The sequence below is a fragment of the Pseudorhodobacter sp. W20_MBD10_FR17 genome (assembly GCF_052119765.1).
In the GTDB taxonomy this organism is placed as follows: Bacteria; Pseudomonadota; Alphaproteobacteria; order Rhodobacterales; family Rhodobacteraceae; genus Pseudorhodobacter.
This window is the reverse complement of sequence record NZ_JBGQOQ010000008.1, coordinates 117,988-136,750: the sequence shown is the minus strand read 5'-3', so window position 1 is coordinate 136,750 and position 18,763 is coordinate 117,988. Positions and strand designations below refer to the sequence as shown.

The 18,763-nt window shown below is 55.9% G+C and carries 19 protein-coding genes and 3 pseudogenes; 14 read left to right on the top strand and 8 right to left on the bottom strand.

Annotation, left to right across the window (positions count from 1 at the left end):
• Nucleotides 1-85: 85 nt before the first annotated feature.
• The 3 genes from ACEN2J_RS07680 to pyrC all read left to right on the top strand — a co-directional run bounded on the left by ACEN2J_RS07680 (nucleotide 86) and on the right by pyrC (nucleotide 3,366).
• Nucleotides 86-1,126: a glycosyltransferase family 2 protein gene (locus ACEN2J_RS07680; RefSeq protein WP_442104648.1), complete on the top strand. Its 1,041-nt coding sequence runs from the start codon at nucleotides 86-88 to the stop codon at nucleotides 1,124-1,126.
• A 142-nt stretch (nucleotides 1,127-1,268) separates the two neighbouring features.
• The gene (locus ACEN2J_RS07675; protein WP_442104646.1) at nucleotides 1,269-2,210 is read left to right on the top strand and encodes a phosphoadenosine phosphosulfate reductase; all 942 of its coding nucleotides are present in this window, start codon (nucleotides 1,269-1,271) and stop codon (nucleotides 2,208-2,210) included.
• A gap of 115 nt (nucleotides 2,211-2,325) precedes the next feature.
• On the top strand, nucleotides 2,326-3,366 hold the full coding sequence (gene pyrC / locus ACEN2J_RS07670) for a dihydroorotase (RefSeq protein WP_442104707.1): 1,041 nt from the start codon (nucleotides 2,326-2,328) through the stop codon (nucleotides 3,364-3,366).
• A 377-nt stretch (nucleotides 3,367-3,743) separates the two neighbouring features.
• Here pyrC and ACEN2J_RS07665 read toward each other — a convergent pair.
• The 5 genes and pseudogenes from ACEN2J_RS07665 to ACEN2J_RS07645 form a co-directional block, all read right to left on the bottom strand.
• A pseudogene (locus ACEN2J_RS07665) lies at nucleotides 3,744-4,358 on the bottom strand (IS66 family transposase zinc-finger binding domain-containing protein); the annotation flags it as partial.
• A gap of 64 nt (nucleotides 4,359-4,422) precedes the next feature.
• Complete coding sequence (gene tnpB, locus ACEN2J_RS07660) at nucleotides 4,423-4,755, bottom strand: IS66 family insertion sequence element accessory protein TnpB (protein WP_442104644.1); 333 nt, start codon at nucleotides 4,753-4,755, stop codon at nucleotides 4,423-4,425.
• Between the two features lie 54 nt (nucleotides 4,756-4,809).
• Nucleotides 4,810-5,280: an IS66-like element accessory protein TnpA gene (gene tnpA, locus ACEN2J_RS07655; protein WP_442104642.1), complete on the bottom strand. Its 471-nt coding sequence runs from the start codon at nucleotides 5,278-5,280 to the stop codon at nucleotides 4,810-4,812.
• A 65-nt stretch (nucleotides 5,281-5,345) separates the two neighbouring features.
• A complete protein-coding gene (locus tag ACEN2J_RS07650; protein WP_442104640.1) occupies nucleotides 5,346-5,705 on the bottom strand; it encodes a hypothetical protein in 360 nt (119 codons plus the stop codon).
• 295 nt (nucleotides 5,706-6,000) lie between these two features.
• Nucleotides 6,001-6,453 (bottom strand): MarR family winged helix-turn-helix transcriptional regulator, encoded by a 453-nt coding sequence (locus tag ACEN2J_RS07645; RefSeq protein WP_442104638.1) that lies wholly within the window; start codon nucleotides 6,451-6,453, stop codon nucleotides 6,001-6,003.
• A gap of 445 nt (nucleotides 6,454-6,898) precedes the next feature.
• On the opposite strand from ACEN2J_RS07645, the gene ACEN2J_RS07640 reads away from it, so the two are divergent.
• From ACEN2J_RS07640 to ACEN2J_RS07620, 5 genes are all read left to right on the top strand, one after another.
• A complete protein-coding gene (locus tag ACEN2J_RS07640; protein ID WP_442104636.1) occupies nucleotides 6,899-7,108 on the top strand; it encodes a 4Fe-4S dicluster-binding protein in 210 nt (69 codons plus the stop codon).
• A gap of 2 nt (nucleotides 7,109-7,110) precedes the next feature.
• Nucleotides 7,111-7,776, top strand: coding sequence for a ferric reductase-like transmembrane domain-containing protein (locus ACEN2J_RS07635; protein ID WP_442104634.1), 666 nt, complete (start codon nucleotides 7,111-7,113; stop codon nucleotides 7,774-7,776).
• Complete coding sequence (locus tag ACEN2J_RS07630; protein ID WP_442104632.1) at nucleotides 7,773-9,521, top strand: FAD-binding protein; 1,749 nt, start codon at nucleotides 7,773-7,775, stop codon at nucleotides 9,519-9,521. The genes ACEN2J_RS07635 and ACEN2J_RS07630 overlap by 4 nt, the downstream gene beginning before the upstream one ends.
• A 35-nt stretch (nucleotides 9,522-9,556) precedes the next feature.
• Nucleotides 9,557-10,774, top strand: a complete 1,218-nt coding sequence (locus ACEN2J_RS07625) for a DUF1566 domain-containing protein (protein WP_442104630.1) — start codon at nucleotides 9,557-9,559, stop codon at nucleotides 10,772-10,774.
• Nucleotides 10,775-11,214: 440 nt separating this feature from the next.
• Nucleotides 11,215-11,586 (top strand): glutaredoxin, encoded by a 372-nt coding sequence (locus ACEN2J_RS07620; RefSeq protein ID WP_442104628.1) that lies wholly within the window; start codon nucleotides 11,215-11,217, stop codon nucleotides 11,584-11,586.
• 706 nt (nucleotides 11,587-12,292) lie between these two features.
• Here ACEN2J_RS07620 and ACEN2J_RS07615 read toward each other — a convergent pair.
• The 3 genes and pseudogenes from ACEN2J_RS07615 to ACEN2J_RS07605 all read right to left on the bottom strand — a co-directional run.
• Nucleotides 12,293-13,611: pseudogene (locus ACEN2J_RS07615) on the bottom strand (IS3 family transposase); the annotation flags it as partial.
• A gap of 44 nt (nucleotides 13,612-13,655) precedes the next feature.
• Entirely contained in the window at nucleotides 13,656-13,928 is a 273-nt protein-coding gene (locus tag ACEN2J_RS07610) for a hypothetical protein (RefSeq protein ID WP_442104626.1), read from the bottom strand.
• A gap of 34 nt (nucleotides 13,929-13,962) precedes the next feature.
• Nucleotides 13,963-14,310, bottom strand: a complete 348-nt coding sequence (locus ACEN2J_RS07605) for an IS110 family transposase (RefSeq protein WP_442104624.1) — start codon at nucleotides 14,308-14,310, stop codon at nucleotides 13,963-13,965.
• 121 nt (nucleotides 14,311-14,431) lie between these two features.
• On the opposite strand from ACEN2J_RS07605, the pseudogene ACEN2J_RS07600 reads away from it, so the two are divergent.
• From ACEN2J_RS07600 to ACEN2J_RS07575, 6 genes and pseudogenes are all read left to right on the top strand, one after another.
• A pseudogene (locus ACEN2J_RS07600) lies at nucleotides 14,432-14,673 on the top strand (IS3 family transposase); the annotation flags it as partial.
• The gene (locus ACEN2J_RS07595) at nucleotides 14,616-15,155 is read left to right on the top strand and encodes a hypothetical protein (RefSeq protein WP_442104713.1); all 540 of its coding nucleotides are present in this window, start codon (nucleotides 14,616-14,618) and stop codon (nucleotides 15,153-15,155) included. The pseudogene ACEN2J_RS07600 and the gene ACEN2J_RS07595, both read left to right, overlap by 58 nt.
• Nucleotides 15,156-15,959: 804 nt before the next feature.
• Nucleotides 15,960-16,382 carry a glycosyltransferase gene (locus tag ACEN2J_RS07590; protein WP_442104622.1) on the top strand — a complete coding sequence of 141 codons (423 nt, stop codon included), beginning with the start codon at nucleotides 15,960-15,962 and terminating at the stop codon, nucleotides 16,380-16,382.
• A complete protein-coding gene (locus ACEN2J_RS07585) occupies nucleotides 16,379-16,846 on the top strand; it encodes a hypothetical protein (protein WP_442104620.1) in 468 nt (155 codons plus the stop codon). The genes ACEN2J_RS07590 and ACEN2J_RS07585 overlap by 4 nt, the downstream gene beginning before the upstream one ends.
• Nucleotides 16,847-16,907: 61 nt before the next feature.
• A complete protein-coding gene (locus ACEN2J_RS07580) occupies nucleotides 16,908-17,516 on the top strand; it encodes a class I SAM-dependent methyltransferase (protein ID WP_442104618.1) in 609 nt (202 codons plus the stop codon).
• Nucleotides 17,517-17,949: 433 nt separating this feature from the next.
• Entirely contained in the window at nucleotides 17,950-18,627 is a 678-nt protein-coding gene (locus tag ACEN2J_RS07575; protein WP_442104616.1) for an orotate phosphoribosyltransferase, read from the top strand.
• Nucleotides 18,628-18,763: the final 136 nt, after the last annotated feature.

Sequence of the window (18,763 nt, the reverse complement as noted above, 5' to 3'; positions counted from 1 at the left end):
ATGAAATTGAAGGGCAAGCCCTAGGGCGCCACTTACCGCTATGTCAGAGCGCTGCGCGTGTGGCGCACGCAGAAAGGCGAACAGCATGCGCTTGCTTGCAATCCTGACCGTCCGCAATGAGGCCGCCTTTTTGCTGGAATGGCTGGCGCATCACCGCGCCTGTGGCTTTACCGATTTTCTGGTCTTTTCAAATGATTGCACCGATGGCACCGATGCTATGCTGGAGCGGCTGCAAGCCATGGGACAGTTAACGCATGTTCGCAATAATGGTCCGCACGCCGAGGGGCCCCAGTGGGCCGCGCTAAAGGCCGCCGACAAGCACCCGCTAAAGGCCGCTGCCGATTGGATTTTAGTCTTTGATATTGATGAGTTCGTCAATATCCACGCGGGCGACCATACGCTTTACGCTTTGTTTGACGCCTTACCCGAAGCCACCGCAATTCCGTTAACATGGCGGTTGTTTGGCAATGCGGGCGTGATCGGGTTTCAGGATCAGCCTGTCACCGAAACCTTTACCCATGCTGCCCCCGCTGTGTTGCACTGGCCGTGGCGCGCGGCAATGTTCAAGACGCTGTTTCGCAACAATGGCAGCTATAAAAAGCTGGGCGTCCACCGCCCCCGCAGCCCACAAGATATCGACCAGCAGCGCTGGTTTGATGGCTCGGGCCGCGAATTGCCCCCCGATTTTCACCGCGCCCGCATTTTCACGCCCTTTGGCCGCGACACCTATGAATTGGTCCAACTGAACCACTATGCGCTTGGCGCAATGGAAAGCTATTTGGTGAAATGTGATCGCGGGCGAGCCAATCGTGACGCGTCAACTTTTGATATGGGCTATTGGGTCGAGCGCAACTTTTGTGACTTTAAAGACCTGTCTATTTCTGCCCTCGCCCCCCAAAGCGCGCCCATTCGCGCCGCGTTTATGGCCGATCCGGTGTTGGCGGACCTGCACCAAAAGGCCGTGCTTTGGCGCAAACAGCGGTTTGCCACGCTTATGCAAGACGAAAACTGGCGCAGCCTCTTTGGTCGTTTGATGCTGTCACGCCCTGCGCGCTGCCTGACCAAAGACCAAGCGCGGCTGATCTGGCAGCATGCCGCAGCCCTGCCCCGCAGCGAACTAAAATAGAAACAACGCCCCGCTATTGTTTCCGGCTTTCCTCTATTTGCCTTCCTCTTGCCGTCTTCTCTGCGTGATTGCGCCATGCAATTCTGGAAAAACAAAGCAATGATTTAGGACTTACATTGTTACAAGAGTGGTAAATATTACTATGTCACAGATCGAAGACACCAAGAGCGACACCTCCAATGCGACACTTGACCGTGACGGTTGGCTTTCTTTGCTGCGCAATATGGGCGAGGATTCGGGATCATTTGAGACATTGGGCGATCACCATTGGGCTGTATTGAACGAAGATGGCACCACGCTGGTCATTAGCTTTGACCGGCTTGAAGACATTCAGGCCTTAGAGCCAGGTAAAATGCCGCATATCTTTGGCCAAGCGACACAAAATGGCTGGTCACATCTGAGCATGATCTCTGAGGGCGAAACGTGGTACCGCGATCCGGCGGTGTATGCCTATATTGATAAGCTGGTCGACGAAGCATTCTTTGACGGTTTTGATAAAATTGTATTTTACGGTGCCGGCGTGGGTGCCTATGCCGCCGCAGCTTTTTCGGTTGCCGCCCCGGGTTGTACGGTTTTGGCCGTGCAACCGCGTGCCACGCTAGACCCTGAAATCGCAGGCTGGGAGACGCGTTTTACCGGCGCCCGCCGTCTGAATTTCACCGATCGTTACGGCTACGCCCCAGATATGGTCGAAGGTGCTAACCAAATGTTCACCGTTTACGATCCCTATTGCCGGCTTGATGCCATGCATGTCGCACTGTTCCACAAACCCTTTGTAACAAAACTGAAGGCGCGGTTTCTGGGTGAAAAAACAGCCGATTCGCTGGCCAATATGGGCTTATTGCCAAAACTGGTCAAAGAGGCCTGCGAAGGAAAGCTGACCGCAAAAAGCTATAGCAAGCACTGGCGCGAGCGGCGCAGTTTCGGGGCGTATCTGCGGCTGATTTTGCGCGCCTGTACCGAAGCGGGCCACACCACGCGCGAGGCAATGATTTGCCGCTCGGTTACAAGCCGCCTGCGCGCGCCCAGCTTTCGCAAGCATTTGGAAAAGCTAGAGGAAAGCGGCGTTTTGGGCAACAAATAAGGCACGATCACTGCTTGGATGCGCATGTCGGTTCCTCCGTCCGGCCAAACGGCTTTACGTTATTTACACTTTTGCCTCTGGAAAACGCATGGCGGATAGGCTAGCGCTTTGCGCCATGACACACAGCCTCACCCTCCGCCGCCCCGATGATTGGCACCTGCATTTGCGCGATGGCGCCATGTTGCAAGGTGTATTGCCGGAAACTGCTCGCCATTTCGCGCGGGCGATCATCATGCCAAACCTTGTGCCGCCTGTGGTCACGCTGGCCGATGCGCAGGCCTATCACGGCCGGATCATGGCGGCCTTGCCCAAGGGCATGTCGTTTGAACCGCTGATGGTGCTTTACTTGACCGAGGGCACCGACCCTGCTGATGTCGCCGCCGCTGCCGCGTCCGGGTTAGTCAAAGCGGTGAAGCTTTACCCCGCTGGGGCCACCACAAATTCCAATTCCGGTGTACGCGATTTTGACAAAGTCCGCCCCGTGCTGGAAAAAATGGCCGAGATTGGCCTGCCTTTGTGCGTGCATGGCGAAGTAACGGATGCATCGGTTGATATTTTCGACCGTGAGGCCGTGTTTATCGATACCGTTCTAGACCCGTTGCGCCGCAAAACCCCAGGCCTGCGTGTGGTAATGGAGCATATTACCACGGCCCAAGGCGTCGATTACGCCCGCGCCGGTGGCGATGATCTGGCCGCCACGATCACCACGCATCACCTCATCATCAACCGCAACCACATCTTGGCCGGCGGCATTAAACCGCATTACTACTGCCTGCCCGTGGCCAAACGCGAAACCCACCGGCTGGCCCTACGCGCCGCCGCCACCTCGGGCGAGGCGCGGTTTTTCCTCGGCACCGATTCGGCCCCGCATGTTGACGCGCTGAAAGAACACGCCTGCGGCTGCGCCGGTTGCTTTACCGCCACCAACACCATGCCCCTGTTGGCCCATGTGTTTGAGGAAGACGGCGCGCTGGATAGGCTCGAATCCTTCACCTCTCTCAACGGCCCCGCGTTCTATCGCCTGCCCGTGAATGAGGCGAAGATAACCCTTACCAAAGGGACGCCTGCCAAATGGCCGGACAAGATTTTGACCGAGGCAGGCCCTGTTACCGTTTTCAACCCGGGCTTTCCCGTGCATTGGCATGTTGAGGGCTAATTTCACCTATCCCTCAGATGTCCCCGCCGGAGGGTCACAGCTTAAAGCATTAACCATTTGAAATTATGCCCTTTTAATAGGGGCATAATTCACAGTGATACAGTGTTCTGCGCCAAGTGCGGCACAGAAAATACCGACGATGGGAAAGATGCAACGCATTATTGCGTCTGCCCGCTTAGAGTGATGCCGTCTCACTATTAGTGCATAGTCGACCTTGGGGTCTGTAGTAGCGATGCTTTCTAGCCCTGTTGATCGATTGAGCTGGTCCGGTAAAAAAGCCCCCCACATTGCACAACATATCTTTTGTTGGAAACAGTTAACGTAAGCGTACCCGTTTCATTTCAACATATGGTCCCGTAACGTTCAACGCCATGAACCGCCGGTGCCTTCGCCTGCACCACCCCCGCGCGCCCCTTGGGGCAGGCGTATTTCGGGCGGATGGAGACGATAACCTGATAGCTTTCTGGGATGTAATCCAGCCGTTCGCTCCGGTCCTCGCCGATCTTGATCATGTCGCCACAGCCGCAAGGGCAGATGATGCTGTCTGGCTCAATCACATGCTCGACGCGCGGCAGGCTTTGCGGCAATGCGCGGGCTTTGCGTGTCTTGCGCGGAGCCTTCTGCTCAGGGTCGGTCTCGCTGGCTGCCAGTCTTTCTTCAATGGCCTCGATTTGGGCCTGCGTTTCGGCGATGGCCGCCTCCAGATCTTCCAGCGCTAATTCCAGTTGCGCGGGGTCCAGCTTCTCGGATTTGGGCCCGAACTTGGTGCGCCGATAATCCTGAACCTGGCCTTCCAGCTTCTCGATTAGCTCTTTCAGCTCGGTGATGAATGCCTATTTCTCGGCGACCACAGCCTGCCCGTGCTAGCGGGCTGCGCGCTCGACAGAGGCCTCAAATTTTGCATGCTCCAGCGCCTTCTGCTGCGCCGAGAAGGCTTGCACTACCTCGGGTGGAAGGTTTGGAAACTGGCTGAGATCGAAGGGCTGCGACATGAGCTTTCATACCAAATAACAGCAGGAAAGCCCAATAAAACAACGCCAGAAACAACCAGGTGAGTCATCCTGCCGCAGTCGGCGGCAGCACCCGCTGCGCTATGACACGACGCCAATCTAGCCCTTCAAATAAAGCCTCAAACTGCGCCCGCGACAGCCGCATCACCCCGTCCTGAACCTTCGGCCAGGCAAAGCTGCCCTGCTCCAGAACCTTATATGTCAGCACCAGACCCGTTCCATCCCAAACCAGGATCTTCAGCCTGTCGCCACGCTTGGAACGGAACACAACTGTCACACCGGAATGCGGATCAAGCTTCAGCTCAGTCTGCACGATCAGCGCCAACGCATTGTGACCACAACGGAAGTCCACCCGCTGCCCGGCAGCGCATGCTTGCATGCACGAGAGGGAGCTTTGTCGCGATCAGGATCGGCAGACATTGCCCCGCAATAATCACGATGCACCCCGCAGTGCCTGCACCAGGGCGGCCGCGCGGGCCACAGCTACATCGCCGGGAATGCGCAGCACTACATCAGGCCCGATCTGGATCGTCACGGCCTCCCGCGCGTCACAAGCCGCAGGCGCTGCAGGAACCAATGCGCTCTGCTTCGGCCCAGCGTCAGAAAGAAGGGCCAACGGAACAAAGAAGGGTTCGGGCGGCGGCGCTTTCATTCCCGATCCGTGCAGCGCGTCCATCAACTGCTCGGGCAGAGCTAGATGACCTTGCCGCGCATGACGGCGCCAATCCGACAAATGATGAGGCAGGATGTCGTAGCGCGCCGCGACATCCACGACCCGGGCACCGGGCTGCAGGCTTTCAGCCACGATCCGCGCTTTCACATCATCCGGCCAATGCCGCTTGCCGCGCCGTCGAGGTTCCACGACCTCGCACCGCCCCACAAAACCCTCACCACCATCCGCCATGCAAAACCTCCATCTGCTACCGCAGACCTTCTCGCAGGCGCATCACGCGTCAGGAATACATCAAATCAATGGGCTGGAACCACTGCATACAACTCACCGAATGTATAGGCGCTAAGAAGCTTGCCAGATGGGATTTTGTTCGTCCGCTCCATAAGTTCAAAAATATGTCCCTTTTTAAGCGGACCATTTCCTTCCCAACGAACCTCATCCCCTTCCCACCAAATACCGCCCTGACGTGTCATTGCATCAATTGACGACATGACCGATGCTGCATCCTTTGTCGGAATATTCATTGCAAGGGCGATGGTAAGTAGGGCCACATCACGGCCCGTCATATCAGCAGACCGATGACCAGATCCGCCGGGGGTACGGAGCCCATTTTGAGCCATGGCTTGGCTCAGGGGTTTGATGCGCATTTCGCTCACCCCAAACTCTTTTGCTGCCCCTCCCAGAGTACACTGGTCGTCGCCATATCACATCACTCCCCATTAGTTGAGCATGTGATTTCGCAGAGAAAGGGGTTCGTAAATTATTTTCAGAAAAAGTTTTTCAGTACGGTTTTGTAAAAGTTGCCAGCTCTGGTTGGGATAGGCTGCCCAATGCCCCCTATAGGTTACATTAAACCAGTTAATGTAACCTATACCGAATGCTGCGCTTAGGATGAACGGCCGCTTTTTGTTTGGGTCGTAATGTGACCCGGACTGGTAGTTCTACAGATAACTACTTGTCTGATTTCTTTGCGGCCCCCGGCACTTTGGCGCCAAGTTTGTCTCTTAGATACTGCGCCTGAGCAAAGAAGGCGGCCGCATTTTCGCCGAGGGCCGCCGAGAGGATTTCATCAACCGCAGTCCAAGCCTTAGCGATCCCGTCGAGCAGCGTTCTGCCCTTTTCTGTCAGTTCAAGCACGTTCTGGCGACGTGAGGCGGGATTTGGGGTGCGGGTGATGTAACCCGCTGCCAGCAAACGGTCCATCATTGTGCTCATGCTGGCCGGGGTGGTGCCGAACTCTGCCGCCAGATCGGCCTGTGAAACTGGGCCCAAGCGGTCCATCGCATCAAGGATTTGGGCCTGTCGCGGATGAATTCCGAGTGGGGCAATATGTCGGCGAAGCTCCGCCTCGACCAGATTGGCGCTGTGAAGAAGCCCGTGAAATTGATGTAGGTCAATGTTCATATCAATAGTTAGTATATTAACTAATTGTCGACTGCAAGAAACACTGTTCGTCAGCTAGGAAGGTTTCTGCTCTGGTTCACTCGCGAAAACGCACTTTGTCACATTTGCCTGCGGTAACACGGCCAATCGAACCCGCCGGTTCATATCAAGCTTTGAGCTGCTGCGCGGCGGAAACGGGTTACATGTTCGTAAAAGAAGAAACGTCTGTGACGCCAGTCGGCGTTGGCTGCGTCCCAGCTTGGGTTGCGTAGCGGCTGACGTGCACAAAACATCGGGCGGGCCAATACAAAGAGACAAGCACATGACCTCGACACTCCAAACGAAGATTCCTGCAACGGTATTCGCGACATTGAGGCTTTTGCGCCGCTGACGCCATCCTCACCCATATCCTGCTCACCGCGCCGCCGTGGGCGTGATGAGTTCACCTCATTTCAGGAGATTGCCCATGACGATTAAAAGTATCAACGGCTGTATAGGCTGCGAGGAATGCGTGAAGTCGTGTCCCTGCGACGTGATCCGCATGGAACATGGCAAGGCTGTCATCACCTATCCCGCCGACTGCCAGATCTGCCACCTGTGCCGGATGTATTGCCCCGTCGATGCCATTGAGATGTCGCCGGAAAAAACGATCCCTGTCATCGTGCCGTGGGGTTGATCATGAAGCTCTCCGCACAAACATATGCCATCATTGCTGGCCTCGCGGTATTCGTCGGGCTGCCGCTTTTGTTCTACACGCTCGGCGATGCGCCGCGCCGAACTTACCTGAAAGAAGCGATTTCCATCGCGACGCTGTTGGCATTCACGATGATGTTGGGCCAGTTCTTTCTGGCGCGAAGCAATGAAACCCTGCTGAGCCTGTTCAAGCCGCTGCAAATCCAGAAATTTCATAAATACATTGCCTATTCCGCAGTCGCGATCATCCTGCTGCATCCGGCGCTGATTGTGTTGCCGCGCATTCTGGAAGGCGGGATAAAGCCGTGGGACGCCTTCGTGACCATGATCACCGATCTTGGCAACCTTGGCGTCGTGTTAGGCATTTTCGCTTGGGTGCTGCTGTTGGTGCTCGGTGTCACCGCGTTTTTCCGCCGGAAGCTGATCCCGCGTTTCACGCTGAAGTATCGCGGTTGGCGGTATTTCCATGGCGGGGTGGCTGTCACGTTCACAGGCCTGGCCCTGTGGCATTCGATTGCACTGGGCCGCCACACCGACATCGCCATGGCCGCCTTTTTCATCACATTGGCCGCTTTGGGCTTTGCCATACTGGCCCATATTTATTGGGGCGCCGCGCCCAAGAAAACTGTTTCTGAAGGAGCCGCAACATGAGCGCGCAAGATGACACCATCGCCCCGACACGCCGCGAATTTCTAGCCCTATCCGGCGCAACCGCAGGCATCGCCTCGCTCGGGATGCAGGCATGGGCGCAGAACATTGTCGAGATCGATGTGGACGCGATCACCAACACCGATCACGCCACCGATGTTTTGGTGATCGGCGGCGGCATGGCGGGGCTGTTTGCCGCCATCAAAGCCCATGATGCAGGGGCCGCGACAATGATCGTTTCCAAGGGGCGTTTGGGGTCTAGTGGCCTCACGCCATTCGGCAAGGGTTTCTTTGTGTTTGATCCCGAAACCGAGAGCGGCACGATTGATGAGTTCGTCGACAAGGTGTCGCGCTCGGCCCTTGGCACGAACAACCCGACATACACGCGGCAGTTGGCGGATCATTCGCTGGCCCGCGCACAGGAATTGCGCGACTGGGGCTTTTTTGATCAGACACTTGCAAATCGCCCGTTTATGCGCCCGATCGAAGAACGCGACATTCCGCTGCTAGAACGGGTGCATATCACCCACCTGATCAAAGAGAACGGGCGCATCGCGGGGGCGGCCGGTTTCCGACTGGATGCTGAAGAAACCGTTACCATCCGCGCCAAATCGGTTATTCTTTGCACAGGGGCGGGCGGGTTCAAGCCCAACGGCTTTCCGCTCGGCGATCTGACCCATGACGGCACGGTCATGGCCTACCGCATCGGGGCGAAAGTCACGGGCAAGGAATGGAACGACGGCCATTCGACCCGCACCGTCAATCCGGCCGCCTGTTACGACAACTGGGGCGATATGTTTGAACGGACCCCGTCCACCAACGGCGTCGAAGTGCATCACGATCTGGGCGTCGACATTAACTATCAGGCCTATATGGGCGGTAATCCCGTTGCGGGCGGGCCGGGTGCGCCGCCAGATCCCGATGCGGTCGAGATTGCAGGCGGGCCATATGTGCCGCAAGAATTTCAGGGGCGTCTTCCACCCTCAGGCGGTGCTGGTGGCGACGGCCCCCCTTCGGGCAAAGGCGGCGCGCCGGGAGGGGCACCGCCCGGATTTTCGGCGGGGTCCAATGTCGGCGGTGCGTCCGCAGGCATGTCGATCCACAAATCCGAAGGGCTGGTGCCTTTCGATGACCGCTGCGCCTCCAATATCGCGGGGCTCTATGCGGCAGGCGACGCGCTTGGCAGCCACATGGCGGGCGGCATCTATACGCAGATCGGCTCGTCGCTTGCCGGTTCCGCCGTGCAGGGCGCCATCGCGGGCGAGGCGGCGGCTTCATACGCCGGCACCGTGGCTACACCAGTGATCAGCGATGAACGCCTAAGCGAAATCACCGATGAAATCCTTGCCCCACTTCGGCGCGAGACGGGGTATGGCCCAGCATGGGTTACGCAAACGCTGCAAGGCATCATGATCCCGAACTTCGTTCTATACATCAAAAAGGCATCGATGATGCAGGCCGCACTCGCCTATATTGAAGAGTTACGCGACCACCACGCGCCGATGCTGCGGGCGGCCAACATGCACGAGCTGCGACTGGCACATGAGACCCGCAACATGATCCTGAGCGCCGAGATGAAACTGCGCGCCTCGCTGTTTCGCACCGAAAGCCGGTGCAGCCACTACCGGTTGGACTACCCCGAGATTGACGATGTGAATTGGCGCGCTTGGGTCAATATCTATCGCGCTGCTGATGGTGCGATGCAGCTTGAAAAACAACCCTTTGATACTTGGCCAGAACAGGGCTGATCCGTTCTTGAACCCACGCCATAGGACCTGAAATCATGCAAAAAACACTACTTTCAACACTTCTTCTGACGGCGGCTCCGGCTTTCGCCCAAGCCGTTTTCCCCATCCCCGATACGATGCAAACGACCTGCTACAACGCCACACAGGCCATCGACTGCCCCGCGCCGGGTGAGGCGTTTTACGGCCAAGACGCCCAGCACGAAGGGTCACAGCAAAGCTATACCAACAACGGTGGTGGCACGGTCACCGACACCGTCACCAGCCTGATGTGGACCCAAACGCCGGATCTGAGCGGCGACGGTGTGATTGATGTTGCCGACAAGCTGTCCCTTGATGACGCGCTTGCGGCGGCAAAGGCTTTCGAGTTGGCTGGATATGACGATTGGCGGCTGCCGAGCATTAAAGAGCTTTATTCGCTTATGGATTTTCGGGGGGTGGACCCAAGCGGCGCTACGGATGCGATCCTCTCCGATCCCGCGCCATTTATAGACACGGGCGTTTTCAACTTCGGCTATGGCGATCTGGATGCGGGCGACCGCCTGATCGACGCACAGATGGCATCCGCGACGCTTTACACTGCGACCACGATGCACGGGCGTGACACGCCTATGTTCGGCGTGAATTTTGCGGATGGCCGGATCAAGGGCTACCCAATACGCTCGGCCGGGAAGGAAAAGTTGTTTTACGTGATGTTTGTGCGCGGCAACACCGGCTACGGCGTGCCCAATCTGGGAGACAATGGCGATGGCACCATTACTGATGCCACCAGCGGCCTGATGTGGACGCAGGCCGACAGCGGCACAGCGCTCGGCTGGGAAGAAGCGCTGGCATGGGCCGAAGAGAGGAACGCCGAGACGCATCTCGGTCATCACGACTGGCGGCTGCCGAACGTCAAAGAATTGCAAGGATTGGTGGACTACGGCCGCGCACCTGACACGAGCGGTTCGGCGGCCATCGACCCGATGTTCGAGGTGACCGAAATCGTGAACGAAGCCGGCCAGACCGACTACCCATTCTATTGGAGTTCGACCACGCATCTCAATGGGACTGCGCGGCCCGCCATTCACGCCGCCTATGTCAGCTTTGGTCGTGCTATGGGCTTCATGAACGGTTGGACCGATGTACATGGCGCAGGCGCGCAACGCTCCGATCCCAAGATCGGCGATGCGGCTGATTATCCCGAAGGGTTCGGTCCACAAGGCGATGCGGTGCGCGTGCTGAACTATGTGCGGCTCGTGCGTGGCGCGGGCTGAGAGTTCGCATCAAGTCGGTGCGGCATAGGCCGCACCAACCACCAAAACCAAGATAAACGAGGGCCTTAGCAATGCTTCGATCATCAACCGCAATCCTCAGTACGCTTTTGCCGCTGTCGGCCCTCGCCGAGCAAACCTAAGCCCATTATGAAAGCCAGTTTGCTTGGGCTGATGATTGCCCTTGGAACAGGCGTTGCAATTGTTGGTTTTGCTCAGCAAGCGCATTCGGAAAACGCTTTGGCCGACGATCCACGTGTGCCCGGACGCTAAGGGCCGTGAGCGGCGCCCCGCATCAGTAGCGGCGGTGCATCCCACCCACAAGATCAAGACATTCATGAATATGCTGTGTGGAAGGATCAAAGATATGTTTGGCGCTTTAGGTGTTTTACAAGTTTATATAAGTCACAATCACCCAACGGAATTACCAGAAAGTTTTTTGAATGCGCCCACTGCTTAGCCCAGACGCGATCCACCCTGCAATCAGCGAAACAGTCAGCGCGTATCATAGCGACATTGTGCAAGAGGTCAGCCAGGCGGTAGCTGCGAATGGTGTTGTCGTCGTCGGTATGAAACAAAACCCCGTCGTCAAAAAGGCACGCAAATCCTTGCAAGAAGCAGGAGTTGAATTCACCTACCTAGAATATGGCAGCTACACTTCACAGTGGCACAAACGACTTGCACTCAAGATGTGGTCGGGCTGGGCAACCTTCCCAATGATTTTCGTGGATCAAACGCTCATTGGTGGCAATGCGGAACTACAGGCACTTCTTAAAAACCCCGATGCAAAATTGCCTTCATTAAAGCGCGTTTGATTGTATCAAGGCAATGCGAAGCATTGGGGATCGTCATGAGCCGTGACGTTGCTTCATCTGTTTTTGCCCGGCCTTTGATCTCATGATCCAGCGCGCCAATCCTTTCGTCAAAAAGAGCGATCTGATCAATTTATGCTTGGCAAAGGCCTAAGATTTCTGTCGGTAGGTCAGGCGCAACTTCATCAAAACTGGTTATCATACGTCTAAACTGAACCATCCCTTGAGCGATGACGACACCATATTCTGCTAAATGCCCCCGCAACGCGTTTACCAACTGGGAGCGTTGGCGGACAAATAAATCGCGTGTTCGAAAGACCATGCCATGCGCCTGCTGTTCGGCACTTTTGACCGAGACTTAGCGCATCGTCGGACGCAAATGGCTTAACGTAAACAGGTGGGATAAGACGCGTCTCGTGGCCAAGCGTGCCAATCTCTCGCCCCCAATAATGGGATGTGGCACAAGCCTCCATCGCAACAATGCACCTTGGAATCTCGCTCAGGAACGCGATAAGCTGAGGGCGCGACAATTTCTTGCGGAACACGACAGAACCATCAGCGGCAGCCCCGTGCAGTTGGAAGCTCCGTTTTGCTAAATCAATTCCTACTATGCTAAGATTTTCCATGGATGATCTTCCTTTATATGACAGTTTAAGCTGCTATCATTCTGGCACATTGTGATGCCGCCGGGTGGGGCATCCACCCCATCATTGATGTATTGGAATATGGCGGTTTCGGCCTGGCGACGGGTTTCCCAGCGGTTCCGCCAGATCAGCTCTGCCTTGCGCTGCCCGGCAAGCTATTGCGCAGCAATGGCTGAGAGGGATGGTTTTGAAGAATGTTTCGACGGCGGCATTGTCATAGCAGTTGCCTTTGCCGCTCATTCGCTGCCCGGCAGCGTATGTTTACATACGCGAGAGGGGACGCCTTGAACCCATGCTCTCGCAGGATTTTCTGATAGTCATGCGAACAATATTGACTGCCCCTGTCGCTGTGGAAGATGCAGCCCCTAGACGGGGCTCGTAAGGCAATGGCCATCCTCAGCGCCCGGATCGCCAGGTCGCGTTTCATGCGGTTGCTGACGGCCCAGCTGTTACCCGAAAGGGATTTGCGTGCAAATCACGCAGGGCGATGACGCGCCGCGAATGCAGGTCCAGGATCACGGCCAGATACAACCACCCCTCGCGGGTCAAGATGTAACTGATATCACCGGCCTGTTACCCGGTAAGCGATGCTTGCATCGCTGTAAGGGCATTTCTGGTTTGGCTCGGGCGCATAGAAATCGCGATCCAGCAGGTTCGGGGCGATGTTGAATGTGTGATCGCTGTTCGTGCCTCGTCGGGGAAATGATCCACCGGATCATTTCCTGACCCTCCTCGACTTTGAATTTACGTGTTCTTTCAACGACGATCCCGTTGTCACGCATCAACCGCCCGACCCTCTCGGTGATTGCGTGCAATCACCTGCCGGCAATGGATGACCAACATCTACCCCAACCTCTTTCAGTTCCTCCGTCATCCGAGGCCTGCCATAGCTGCCAAGGCTCAGGCGCGATTGTTCCTTGAAGTGGGCCAGAACGACCATGTCTGTGCGCTGCCTACGGCTGGCGGGGCGGCTGCGAAATGCTCGTAAGCCACGAAGGCTGACGTTCATAACCTGACACAACCGATCTGTTGGAAAGCTGATGCGATGTTCCTCGACGAACCTGAACCCTCTCACGGTTTGCAGGTAAACAGTTGCCGGGCAACGCCATCACGGCTTTTGGCTCGCGAAGAACTGGGTGGCCTTTTTTAGGATGTCCCTCTCCTCGCGAAGTATGCGGTTCTCGCGCCGAAGCCGTTCGTTCTCAAGCGCAAGTTCGCGATCCTCATGCGACACCACATCCGTGTCCCGGTGCGCCGTGATCCACTTGTTCAGCGTCGACATTCCGACGCCCAAATCGTCAGCCACCTGTTTCCGCGTCAGCCCGCTAGTCAGTGCGATACGCACCGCATCTTTGTGGAATTCGTCCGTTCGTCCATGTCCCATAGCTCGTCTCCTTTGTTGCAGTAAATGCTATCAAAGGAGCGGCATCAAACCGCGACAAGACCAACCCGGTTCTCGATGTAAGCAAGATCATCCAGAAGATCGTTCAGGAGCCCCCGCATATTTTGGGTCAGATCATTATCTTGATTGCCCAGATGCTGACGGATATCTGCATGAAAGCCGCAGGCCCCGACCCGCATGGCAAGCCCATATTCGATGCAGAATGCTCTTGCTTGGTTCATCAATCCCGTTCGTTGCCCGACAAGCCGGTCACGGATTCGATGCAAAGCCTGCAGATCAACTTGTTCCGGTGTGCGCACTGTAACAAATCGCCCTCTCGGCGATGCCTGCATCTCATGCCGGGTAATACATGGTCGGCTTGGTCACCGCCTCGGCAATAGCTGCCGCGTCCACCGCGTCGGTCTTGTTTGACTTCACATATGGCTTTACGAACCGCGCTGGGATGATGCGGGCATCATGTCCTATCTCGATCAACCTTCGAGCCAGCCATTGTGAGCCGGGACAAGCCTCCATGCCGATCAAGGCTTTGGGTGCCAAATCGAAAAAGGATTGCAACGCCTCTCGCGAAAATTTGGCGCGCTGAATTACGCCGCCCTCACGATTGACGGCAACAACGTGGAACACCTTTTTGCCAATGTCGATCCCATAGGCAAAGGTTTCCGGGAGTGGTTTGGTTCGCATCCTTTCTCTCTTTTTGTTTGGCGATGCAACAAGAGCATACGCTAGGGTCCGGGGTGGACCATCCCATTAGTGACCGGGCCGTCCATTGCTCGGAAGGCAAATGCAGGCATTTTCTGTGGGTCAACGCCGCGAGATGGCCGAGAATTCAGTGGCGCGACGTGGGGCAAGCATCGCCGTTGCCTGCCGCGCATTCGGGGTGAGCGAGACCTGCTATCGCTCACCCCGAAGTTGCGCGCCGAGAACGAAAAGATCGCCGATCTGCTGACGGGTCTGACCGATGCCCGGAAAACTTGGGGTTTCGGCCTTTGTTGCCTGCATTTACGCAACGTGAAGGGGCAGGTGCCGAGAAATTCCCGCGTTTGGATGTTTTAAAACAGATGTTTCCGGCCAGTGCTGAAGCTGTCCGCATTTTGGGGGCTGATAGCCTGATTGGCGAAGAAACGCCTCAGTGCTGGGACTTGGTCCCTTTCGGCGGCGAGCCCGTCGATGATTTTTTGCAAACCATTGATTTTTTTGTCTACTTTACCAGCCCGCTTTGGCAAGAAAGCTTTGGCAGGGTTATCGCCGAGGCAATTGCCGCCGGCAAAGTCGTCATATCAAACCCCGAAACGGCGGCGACATTTGGTGATGGCGTCGTCGCCGCGCACCCTGATATGGTTGACGCAATTGTTGCACGTATGATCGCTGACCCGACGCAATATCACGCGCAGGTCGCGCGTGGACAGAAAGCGTTGGAACAGTTGAGCGCGGACGCCTTCCGCACTCAGATCCACGCATTGATGCTGGATACAAAGGCAAGACCAACTGCGACATCCGACATAGAGGCTATGTATGATATTTTGTGAATCCGGCAGCACGTCAAGCGGCGCGATTGACGCTTTGGCGGTTTTTCTTGCACAGGCCCGCGCAAATGGACTTGCCGTCGTCGTTGCACAAGACAGTCTGCCATTAGACCTGAAAGCGGCAAATAAATTTGATTTTTCATCCTTCGCGACCACGGCACAACCGATACCGGGCGACAGCATCATTGTACTGATGGCGCATGAGATGGACGACGCATGCTATAGCAGGTTGCGACGTCTGGTCGGAAAGACCGATATTCCATGCATCGCCTTTGGCAAATTCGAAAATCGCCAGGCCCGTATTACAGCGCAGTCGCGTCTGGCGTACATCCTGACCCGCGAAGCGACCGTCATCGACGTGATGGAGGATTTCGGATTACCTCAATCCGACATCCCAATTTTTTCTGCGCCCCTGAAACCCGCGCTTCGAAGCCGCCCGCGCGTGGGGCTGCTCTTTCCAGATTTGCAAAATGAACATACCCGCGCGGCCATTTGCCACCTCGGGCAATCACGAAGCTTGGATTTTGAACTCTTAACTGATGGCAAAGGTAAAAATGAGTGGGTCAAAGATTTCGGTTTTGATATGCCGGTTTGGCATCTGGGCGAGCTGCTTCCGCAGGCCCTTGCCGCACGCTTTGACCTATGCGTTTTAGGGGGCGCGCCCACGGCTTGGCCCCGATTTCAAATGCGGTTTGCCAATTTATTCGCTGCGGGCATCCCGATGATAGAGGCGACACGGGATCGTGATTGGCGGAGCGCGATTAAGGAAATCATTTCAGGGCCCTATGATTATGGGATGCTCGCGGGATGGATCGCGCAAGACATCTTGCCCGAGACAGATGGTATCCGGATAGAGATGCTGCGGTCAACTATCGCAACACAAGGGTCGTGCAATCTATTCACGCAAGCGCACTCATTCCGATTGCGGATCTTTTCGTATCTGCTGCGGGCTATAATTCGTTTCACGAGGCGTTATATGCGCAAACTCCAACGATCTTTATTCCCCAAATGGCCAGTTACATGGATGATCAGCGCGCCCGCGCACAAGCGGCGGCAGAGCGTGACGTTGCGATCCTGATCGAACCATGGGAGTTGCTCAAGCTAACACAGGCGATCGACGACTGTATTGATTGGCGTGGGGCCGCATTGAAAGAAAGCTTGCGCGCGCTGGAATTGCCCGAACCCGGGATGCACGCCGCAGCAAAACATATTCAGGAGGTCATGCGATGAGCAACGCGAACCGCAATGATGCCGCATTTCTGGCCGACAGCGCCGCTGCCCGCTGGTCAGAGGTTTTGGGACGTTGCTTTTGTCCAAGCCCAATCAATATTGACGCGGTTTTGGCCAGTCTGAACCCACTATGCTTCGGTATCCCAGGTGCAGTTGTTTTCGCCTGTAACGATCATCAGCAGGCAATTCCCCCTTTACCGCCTATCGCGCGGCCCGCAATCGGGGTGCTGCTTGCCGATCACGACGGCCCGATTGCGGGCGACAAAGCAAAAAATTTGGCCGCACGCTACGCTGCTTTGGCCATCGAAAAAGAATGTGAGGTGATCATCTTGTCTCATCAACACAATGCCGGATTCGAAAGGTTTGGTTTCAGGGTCGAACGGGTTGCGGGCGCAGATGCCGATGCGCGCGCGGCCTGCATCGCACAACTGAAGCAGTTTTGGGATCTTGAGATCATTATTTAGTGTGGGCGAAACCTGTCATCACAGCGCCAATTGCACAACGGATCAGTTTTAGGGAAATGTCATGGATACAGCAGAAAAGCGTCGCGAACTGAAAAATGCTATGGCGCATACTACGCTTGAAAGGCGACACACAGCCGCCTGCGAGCTGCTTCCTGATCGAAATATGCTTTTGGACCTTTTTCCAAAGGGCGGTGTTGCCGCCGAAATTGGTGTCGCATTTGGCGATTACACACGCGAAATCCTCGCAAGGGCTGCGCCTTCACAATTATATCTGATCGACGCATGGGCGACAGAGAGATATCAAGCAGGACTTGAAAAAATTCGATCTGACTTGGGCGATCAGATTGAGAATGGCCGGATTGTGATCAAGCAAGGGCTATCGACAGACGTGCTGGCAGAGTTACCCCACGGGCTTTTCGACTGGGTGTATATTGACACCAATCACAATTACCCCACGACACTGGCAGAACTTCAAATCAGTGCTGCATTGGTGAAACCAGGGGGCTTTATTGCAGGGCATGACTATTGCTCTGGAAACGTAATCGACTCCGTACCTTACGGTGTCGTCGAAGCCGTCGCAAAGTTTTGCCACGATATGGACTGGGGCTTCCGTTACCTAACTCTTGAAACACGTGGCCATTTCTCGTTCTGCCTCCAATCACTGGCATAGAAAAGAGTGCACAGCTTCATGGATGGCCCGCTTTGAACATATCAGCATATGTACTGATCGCGCTCAGCAGCCAGTTTTCGTGTAATTACATAGGCCTCCTGCCGTTCACATCTGCGAAAAAAGGGCTGGACCATACAGATTTCGTTCGAAAACCTCAGAATACGCCACAGCCACTAGAAAGCATTGCCCACGACCGAAAAGATGAAGGTTTGTGCCCCCAATTGCCCCCCAAAGCGGCGAAAAGCCGTAGTCAGCAGGCCAAATATATGACACATATATGCGGCACACCGGAGCTGGAAACACCCAACCCCATGACTTCAAATAGATATCTCGACTATCCGCCTCCGACCACCCCCACCGGAAGCTTTTACACCTGCAGCCGAGCGCTCTGCTGGGGATATTTGAGAATAGATGATACACAAAGGACCCCTCTATGATCCCTTCCAGCTTTCCCCCCGCCGAAGAAATTGCCCGCCTGACGGCGCGGATGCTTTTGGAAATCAAGGCCGTTCATTTCAACGCGGATGAGCCGTTCACTCTTGCCTCGGGTCTGCCGAGCCCAACCTATATCGATTGCCGCAAGCTGATCAGCTATCCGCGCATCCGCAGCACGTTGATGGATTTTCTGACCGTGACTGTGATGCGTAACGCAGGGTTTGAGGCGTTTGACAACATCGCAGGAGGAGAAACTGCGGGGATCCCCTTTGGCGCTTTGGTGGCCGAACGCATGGCCCTGCCGATGACCTATGTGCGCAAAAAGCCCAAAGGTTACGGGCGCAACGCGCGGATTGAGGGCGTGATGACCGAGGGCCAGCGCGTGTTGTTGGTCGAGGATCTGACCACCGATGGCGGCTCTAAACTGTCCTTCGTCGATGCGATCCGCGAAACGGGCGCGACCTGCGCGCATACTGCGGTCATTTTCTATTACGGCATTTTCCCCGACACCACGCAAAAGCTTGCCGATCATGGCGTGGCCCTGCACCACCTTTGCACATGGTGGGATGTACTGGCCGAGGCCCGCGCCAGTGGTGCCTTTGATGCCGCCACTTTGACCGAGGTTGAAAGCTTCCTGAACGCGCCCCGCGCCTGGCAGGACGCACGCAAAGGATAATTCCGGCATTTCATCCCCAGATTTATTTCTGGGGATGAAATTGCAAAACCTTAGCCAAAAATCGCAGTTACAGCCAAAAAACCAGCGCCGCACCCCAATATGTGGTAGGGTCCGCATGAAATAACGCAACTCAAGC